This is a genomic window from Cupriavidus sp. FW305-27 (assembly GCF_058787995.1).
Window position 1 is genome coordinate 151,371 of sequence record NZ_JBYTAG010000004.1, and the last position, 7,017, is coordinate 158,387.

At 61.8% G+C, this 7,017-nt stretch carries 7 protein-coding genes and 2 pseudogenes; 4 read left to right on the forward strand and 5 right to left on the reverse strand.

Translation table 11 applies throughout. The features are described from left to right. Positions 1-40 precede the first annotated feature (40 nt). The gene (locus AC3WRI_RS03360; RefSeq protein ID WP_010810226.1) at positions 41-733 is read left to right on the forward strand and encodes a GntR family transcriptional regulator; all 693 of its coding nucleotides are present in this window, start codon (positions 41-43) and stop codon (positions 731-733) included. 24 nt (positions 734-757) lie between these two features. Here the strand turns inward: AC3WRI_RS03360 and yedA are convergent, their stop codons facing one another. The 4 genes and pseudogenes from yedA to AC3WRI_RS03380 form a co-directional block, all read right to left on the reverse strand. Continuing rightward, positions 758-1,633 (reverse strand): drug/metabolite exporter YedA, encoded by an 876-nt coding sequence (gene yedA, locus AC3WRI_RS03365; RefSeq protein ID WP_037023418.1) that lies wholly within the window; start codon positions 1,631-1,633, stop codon positions 758-760. A 216-nt stretch (positions 1,634-1,849) separates the two neighbouring features. Beyond that, positions 1,850-2,035: a hypothetical protein gene (locus tag AC3WRI_RS03370; protein ID WP_010810228.1), complete on the reverse strand. Its 186-nt coding sequence runs from the start codon at positions 2,033-2,035 to the stop codon at positions 1,850-1,852. Positions 2,036-2,391: 356 nt separating this feature from the next. Then, positions 2,392-3,012 (reverse strand): hypothetical protein, encoded by a 621-nt coding sequence (locus AC3WRI_RS03375; RefSeq protein WP_492292581.1) that lies wholly within the window; start codon positions 3,010-3,012, stop codon positions 2,392-2,394. Between the two features lie 112 nt (positions 3,013-3,124). Continuing rightward, positions 3,125-3,489 (reverse strand): annotated as a pseudogene (locus AC3WRI_RS03380) (Tn3 family transposase); the annotation flags it as partial. 270 nt (positions 3,490-3,759) lie between these two features. Here AC3WRI_RS03380 and AC3WRI_RS03385 point away from each other — a divergent pair. The 3 genes from AC3WRI_RS03385 (at position 3,760) to AC3WRI_RS03395 (ending at position 6,003) form a co-directional block, all read left to right on the forward strand. Beyond that, entirely contained in the window at positions 3,760-4,278 is a 519-nt protein-coding gene (locus AC3WRI_RS03385; RefSeq protein WP_011617431.1) for a sigma-70 family RNA polymerase sigma factor, read from the forward strand. After that, positions 4,275-5,033: an anti-sigma factor family protein gene (locus tag AC3WRI_RS03390; RefSeq protein ID WP_011617432.1), complete on the forward strand. Its 759-nt coding sequence runs from the start codon at positions 4,275-4,277 to the stop codon at positions 5,031-5,033. The genes AC3WRI_RS03385 and AC3WRI_RS03390 overlap by 4 nt, the downstream gene beginning before the upstream one ends. A 103-nt stretch (positions 5,034-5,136) precedes the next feature. Beyond that, positions 5,137-6,003 (forward strand): alpha/beta hydrolase, encoded by an 867-nt coding sequence (locus AC3WRI_RS03395; RefSeq protein WP_011617433.1) that lies wholly within the window; start codon positions 5,137-5,139, stop codon positions 6,001-6,003. A gap of 561 nt (positions 6,004-6,564) precedes the next feature. On the opposite strand, the pseudogene AC3WRI_RS03400 reads toward AC3WRI_RS03395, so the two are convergent. After that, positions 6,565-7,017, reverse strand: a pseudogene (locus AC3WRI_RS03400) (DDE-type integrase/transposase/recombinase); the annotation flags it as partial.

A 7,017-nucleotide genomic window follows, 5' to 3' on the forward strand; every position in this document is an offset into this window, starting at 1 on the left:
TGACTGGCTACGACAGTCCAACTGCATCAGCCAGCCTCACATGATTTCTCAAGAGTTCGCCGGCGCCGCCGAGAGTGGCCAGGCCGCATCGCTCCCGCGCTCGGAGCGCGCCTACCAGCAACTGCGCGCCGCCATCCAGGCCGGCCAGCTGCCCCCCGGCACGCGGCTGCGCGAGGTGGAACTGGCCGAATCCCTGGGCCTGTCGCGCACGCCGGTGCGTGAAGCGCTGTCGCGGCTGGAGTCCGAAGGGCTGGTCGTCAACGAGCCCAACCGCGGCATGATGGTCACCCAGCTCGACGCCAGCATGGTCAGCGAGCTGTACGTCATGCGCGAAGTGCTGGAAGGCACCGCCGCCGCGCTGGCCGCGCGCCATGCCACCGACGTGGAGATCTCGCTTCTGCGCGATATCGTCGAGCGCGACCTGGCCATCGCCGACGACCCCGACCGGCTCGCGCTGAACAACCGGCTGTTCCACGAAACCCTGCACCGCTGCGCCCACAACCGCTACCTGCTGAAGACGCTGCGCTCGCTGCATGAGTCGATGGCACTGCTGGGACGCACCACGCTGGCGGTACCAGGGCGCGCGCGCAGCTCCTACGAAGAACACATCTCGCTGGTCGAGGCGCTGGAAAAGCGCGACCCGGCACTGGCCGAACAGATCGCGCGCCGGCATATCCAGCAGGCCTACAAGGTGCGGCTGTCGCTCTGGATCCAGGAACAGTCGGGCAGTTGATCTGCCCGGCAGCAGTCGGCCGTATCAGGCCGCCTGGGCCCGCGCCGTGCGCAGCGTGCCCAGGCTAAGCACGGCCAGCGCCACCAGGATCAGCATCACGGCACCCAGCGTCTGCGGCGCGATCTGCTCGCCGCCCAGCCATGCGCCCATCGCCAGCGCCACCGGCGGGTTTACATAGACATAGCTGGCCGACAACGTCTGGCTGACAGTGGACACCAGGTACATGTAGGCAGAGAACGCCACCAGCGACCCCGCCACCACCAGGTAGACCCAGGCCCAGCCGGCCTGCGCGCTGACCGATGCCGGCCACGGCTCCTGCCGCAGCGCCGACAGCACCATCAGCACCACGCCGCCGATCAGCATCTCCGCGGCAAATGCCGCGGCACCCTGGGGTAGCTCCATCCGGCGCGCCAGCTGCGAGCCGAACGACCAGCTCGCCACAGCCAGCATCAGCGCCACCACGCCCCCGGTACTGACGCGGAATTCCGCGCCCGCGGTCAGCACCAGGATGCCCAGGCTGCCGATTGCGATCGCCACGTACTCATACCATTTCGGCCGGTTGCCGAAGCAGGCACTCCAGATCAGCGCGAAGATCGGCATCGACCCGATCATCACCGTGGTGGCACCGGAAGAAATCGTCTGCTCGGCAATCGCGGTCAAACCCATGCCGCCCACCAGCAGGAACAGCGCCGGCACCGCGCAGTTGCGCAACAGCCGCCACGACGGCATCGGCGTGCCCCGCCACGCCAGCCACGCGGCCAGCAGCAGGCCCGCGCACAGGAAGCGCGTGCCCATCATGAACAGCGGCGGAAAGCTCTCCAGCGTGAAGCGGATTGCCAGGTAGGTCGTGCCCCAGACCACATAGGTGATCAGCAGGCACAGCAGGACAAGCGGGGGCATGGTCGGGAAGGCGTATTGCGAAGGCATCCACGATAGCCCCCTGCCACGTCCCGGCCAAACGAAAAGGTCTGGCAAGCCTTGCGAAAGTTATTCACAAAGCACGCAAGAACCGCGGGCAAAACAAAACCGGCCGCGCCTGCCCGGGCGGGCGCACGTATGGCCGGTTCTACAACGCAGCCCGCAACGGGCCACAACTACTCTGCTGCAAACAACTCTTTAGCCGTTGGCGTAGACCACGTGGGCCTTGCGGGCCTGGGTCTGCAGGCGCTCGATCGCGCTCTGGACGAAGGCGATGGCGCGCTTCACGTCGTGGGCGAAGCCCAGGCTTTGCGTACCGAGTTCACGGTCGATCAGTTCGCGTTCGAGTTGGTCAGTCAGCTTGATATCGGATTGGGTGTTCATGGCGTCCTTCCTTTCGGGATTACCCTTATGGGGTTTTCCCTGATTGTAGCAGAGGAATTGTGGCAATGCAGCATTAGGTGAAAGTACGTATGTGGAAGAGCAACCATGAGTGGGAAATTAGCCAATTCATGGCTTAAGTGCCACGTTATGCTTGCAGGGAAGAACAGCCACATTACGCTTGCCGACCTTCCGGCATCATACAAAGTATGCTTTGAAGCACCCGAGTCATCCCCAAGCGCTCCCAGCCTTCGATCTTCGCTGCACGCATAATCGCGGCGTAAGTAAATTCTTCCCCGCTTCCGAGCACGGTCTCAATCGCGCTGAGGAGCCGGTTTGTTTTTGCTTCGAGAGCTTGGTCAAGCGACACAGCTATATACTTGTGCGGTGACGATTTGTGGCCACAGTGGCGGATAATGCGTTGCCAGGAAGCGTCGGTTCACGCCCAGCTGCCGACAAACCGTAGCGCCCGAGTCGGCGCATATGTTGATAGAGCGATATTTTTCTGCAAGGCGTTCAATTTTTGCCTCCAGCATGTCGTCGCGCTTCCAAGAGGGCTCTACGCGATCGGGCAAGGCAAAAGACTGCATCCTAGTGCTTGACGGCAGCGGCTCACCTCGAAAGACGCTCAGAAGGCTCACTTCGCAGTAGGCCGCCATGGCCAGTAGTCCGTACTGATCGACGAGATCTTGGTAGATCGCCGTGGCGTTCCGATGTAGTTGCACCTGGGCTCGCACAAACTCCTGGTATGGCGCGCACGCCGACAATTGATGTGCGCCAGTTGCCGGTGGTCGGGGTGGGGGAATTTGCGGCTCAGAGCCGGTGGTCACCGTGGGGGACTTTGCCTGCTGCGCGGCGGCAAATTGCGCTTGATACCCCCGAATCGTCTTGCGGTCGACGCCAGTGATCCGGGCGATCTCCCGCTGACCCTTGCCAGCGGCGATTAGCGTAGCGATGGTGGTCTGTAGATGCGGCTTCAAGACGTTCACTCCGGTAACCCCTCTGCTTTATTCGAGGGGAACAAGGTAACGTCCTGCCTGGCGCTCACATCACTTGAAGCGCCCCTTCAGGTGGGGAGTTTGAGGTGACCACAGGTGGGGGAATTTGGCCGACCATCGGGGCAGAGCCGTCGGCCCGTGGACTGCGGACGATCCCATACAGTGGTGCAGCGTGGCCGCCGGCACGGCGTGTTTGACCGCTGCGAGCATTTGCGCCTGGTAGGCGGAAAAGGCATGCTGCGCCATGTCGGTAAGCTGGCGCTGGCCGGGAATGAGGCAGCAGCGATCGTAGAGCCATCGCTGAGCGGTGGTGTCCAGCAAAGCGGTCTGGCTGGCGACATCGAACGGCTTGATGCCAAGGGGCTCCTTGACCCATTGTTGATGCTCGTACAACGTCGGACTTCGTTGGGCGGGCAGACAACTCTTCCCTGCCAACGTCGGGATACGCAAATGCCGACATCTACACTTTCGGAGTGTCGTTAGGGGCAAAACTGTACGATAAATGCTCGGATGGCCGCAAAGGTCAAGCTAATGGCTTGAAACGCGACCGCAACAAGGGACTCGGTTACAACCGTATCAATCTGCAGAGAAAGGACGATCCCCTTCGCTTTCGGATCATGGGTCGGCAAGTCGCATCAACTGGAACCGCAGTTTTGCAATCTTGGGAATAAGCCGCGTCGCCGTTCGTTTACCTTGTAACCGTGAACCCTGCCTTGGCTGTTCCGCCCCATGGACAAAGACTTTACAGATGATGCGCTGCGCGAAATGATCCCGAGAATGCGCCGCTTTGCGATATCGCTAACGCGCAACGACGCCACTGCCGACGATCTGGTTCAGGCGTGCTTGGAGCGCGCGCTGGTGCGTCGGACTTCTCGACAGGATGCCGGCGACTTACGCGCCTGGCTGTTTTCAATCCTCTACCGTCTCTTTCTTGACGGCCAGCGTCGCGCCAAGCGGTATGCACTGGTGTTGTCGCTGTTTGGCGTTGGCAGTGACGAAGACAGCGCACCATCGGCCGAAGACATGGTTGTGGCACGATCGGCCCTCGAGAGTTTCAACAAATTGTCTGCCGAGCAACGCGCGCTGTTGATCCTGGTGACGGTGGAAGGCCTGAGTTACCGGGAGGCCGCCGATGCGCTGGACGTGCCGATCGGCACCATCATGTCGCGCATATCGCGGGCCCGGAAGACGCTGCGCGAATTTTCCGAAGGCAGGGTCGTCCCTCCCTCCATGCAGGTCCTCAAATGAAGATGCTCATTCCCACCGAACCCGAACTCCATGCCTATGTCGATGGCGAGCTGGATGAAACGCGGAGACGGCAGATCGAGAGCCTGATAGCCAGCCAGCCCGAATTGGCGCGGCAAGCTGAGCAGATCCGGCAGGAGTCACAGCGATTGCGCGCAAGCATGGAGCCTCCGCCGGCCGATACGCCAGTACGGCTCGATCCATTCCGTATTCGTCGCGAGTTGCGCGATCGCATGCGGCACCGGGTGGCCGTAGCGGCGTCCCTGGTGCTGGCCTTGACCGTGGGTGGTATGGGTGGCTGGCAAACGCGTGAGATCGCCTTCCAGCAGAACTATCTGCCAATGGCCGACGCGATGTCGGCCTACCGGCTGTTCGCTGTCAGCGACACACCGCAGATGGTGGACGTGAAGACCAGTGATCCACGTCAGTTGCAGACCTGGCTGGACCAGCATTTCGTGCAGCCGGCACCGTTGCCCGATTTCTCATCATACGGATTTCGGCCGGTCAGTGGTCGCCTGATGTCATCGGAACAGGGCACGGCGGCAATGATCCTCTACCAGAACCAGAAGATGGAGTCGATCGTCTACTACGTACGGCCGCCCGGCAATCTGCTGCATTTCAGCAACGGCGCGCGCAAGGAGGGGAACCTGCTCGCCCAGTACTGGCGTAACGGCCGCTATTTCTATGCGGTGGTTAGCGCCACCGATACACCGACGACATTGCCGGTACAGCGCGCCCTCGAGCCGGGCAGGATCTGAAAAATGTTGATGGCGACGGAATAACGACCCTGGCATGTTCGTCTGACTGGAACACAACGCATGACTGCTCCATGCATGTGATCTCAAACTGAAAGGATCGAACATGAAACTGAACCACTCGCTGCTGGCCGCCATGGCCTCCTTCGCCGCACTGACGTTTGCACAGGCCGCCATGGCGCAGGAAAGCGCTGTCACCCGAGCTGGCCCGATCAAGAACATCGTATTGGTTCACGGTCTCTATGCCGATGGCTCTAGCTGGGAGAAAGTCATTCCGCTGTTGCAGGCGCAGGGGTTGCACGTGACATCCGTGCAGAACCCGACAACATCGCTAGATGCCGATGTCGATGCGGTCAAGCGCGCCTTGGCGCAGGAGGACGGCCCGACGCTGCTAGTGGCCCACTCCTACGGCGGAATGGTGATCTCGCAGGCCGGTGACGATCCAAAGGTGGCGGGCCTTGTCTATATCGCCGCACGCGCGCCGGACGCGGGCGAGGATTATCCGGCGCTGACGCGCAAGTTTCCGGCGGCGCCGGCCTCCGCTGGACTGCTATGGTCGGCCGATGGCTTTGGCAAGCTGTCCATGCAAGCCTTCTTGAACGATTTCGCCGGTGACCTTCCACGGAAGGAGGCCGCGACCTACTACGCGGTGCAACAGCCGATGGGCAAGGCGATCACGATGGCCAAGACTACGGTTGCGGCATGGCGTAGCAAGCCCACGTGGTATGCCGTTTCGACCGAAGACCGCACTATCAATCCCGATCTTCAGCGATTCATGGCTAAGCGCATGGGTGCCGAAACGATTGAAATCCCTTCCAGCCATGTCTCGCTGATCTCCCGCCCCAAGCAAGTCGCAAATCTGATTCTTCAGGCGGCCGGCAACCAGCAGGGTACCCGTGCGGCGCAAGCGCGGACTTTCTCGAACCATTATGCCGTGACTACCGCTCGCGACCCGTACACCGATGGTGTGTGACACCGGGGAACCGCGCACGCTTCAGCCACCGGCTTTGGGCGACCGCATTGGCGGCGCCTCGATGCTCTCGCAGGAACTGGCACCGCTCCCTTACCGCTCGGTGTTCGGCTGGTCCGGCATAGCGCCACTGCGTATTTCGGGGCGCGTGATCAGCGATTTCGGGGGAACGTGATCACCTGTTTCGGCGGGAAGCTGATCGCTGGTTTCGGCGGAACGTGATCACTTCGGCGACGCTGCCGAAATCGGTGATCATGATCCCGAAACGAGTGATCACGTTGCCGAAACGGACGATCAAGCAGCCGAAACGGGTGATCAAGCACCGTAATGAGGCCGGGCAAGGGCTGGGGGTGGGACTGCGCATGGACTAGAACGCCGGCGATACGCTGCTTCCTTTTTGCAAGGAAGCAAGCTGATGCCGGCCAACCGGATGACCATGCGCAAGATCAAGGAAGTGCTTCGCCTGAAGTGGGCGTGTGGCCTTTCGCACCGGCAGATCGCTAGGGCGACGGGTGTGAGTGTTGGTGAACCGCCCCGGTTTTCGTGGAGGCCCCTTGGCTTGAGTCAGGCCGACATGGCCTGCTGCTCAAGTTGGCAATAGTAGTTGGCCTCGTGCTCGGCCGGCGGCACGTATCCCAGCGGTGCCATCAATCGATGATGGTTGAACCAGGACACCCATTCGAGCGTTGCCAGTTCCACGGACTCCTTGGTCTTCCAAGGTACGCGGCGATGGATCAACTCAGCCTTGTATAGCCCGTTGATCGTCTCGGCCAGGGCATTGTCGTAGAAGTCGCCCTTGCTGCCCACCGAGGGCTCGATGCCGGCCTCGGCCAAGCGTTCAGTGTAGCGAATGCTGACGTACTGCGAGCCGCGGTCCGAATGGCACACGAGGGCATCCTCACGCCAGGCTGCCTGGCGTACAGGGCCTGCTCCAGGGCACCGAGCACGAAGTCCGTTCGCATCGAACTGCTCACCCGCCAGCCCACGATGCGCCGGGCGAACACGTCAATCACGAAG

Excerpts from the sequence above, each read along its gene's own strand:
- AC3WRI_RS03360 (WP_010810226.1), top strand. The coding sequence starts at position 41 with ATGATTTCTCAAGAGTTCGCCGGCGCCGCCGAGAGTGGCCAGGCCGCA.
- AC3WRI_RS03390 (WP_011617432.1), top strand. The coding sequence starts at position 4,275 with ATGAAGATGCTCATTCCCACCGAACCCGAACTCCATGCCTATGTCGAT.
- AC3WRI_RS03370 (WP_010810228.1), bottom strand. The coding sequence starts at position 2,035 with ATGAACACCCAATCCGATATCAAGCTGACTGACCAACTCGAACGCGAA.
- AC3WRI_RS03385 (WP_011617431.1), top strand. The coding sequence starts at position 3,760 with ATGGACAAAGACTTTACAGATGATGCGCTGCGCGAAATGATCCCGAGA.
- yedA (WP_037023418.1), bottom strand. The coding sequence starts at position 1,633 with ATGCCCCCGCTTGTCCTGCTGTGCCTGCTGATCACCTATGTGGTCTGG.
- AC3WRI_RS03395 (WP_011617433.1), top strand. The coding sequence starts at position 5,137 with ATGAAACTGAACCACTCGCTGCTGGCCGCCATGGCCTCCTTCGCCGCA.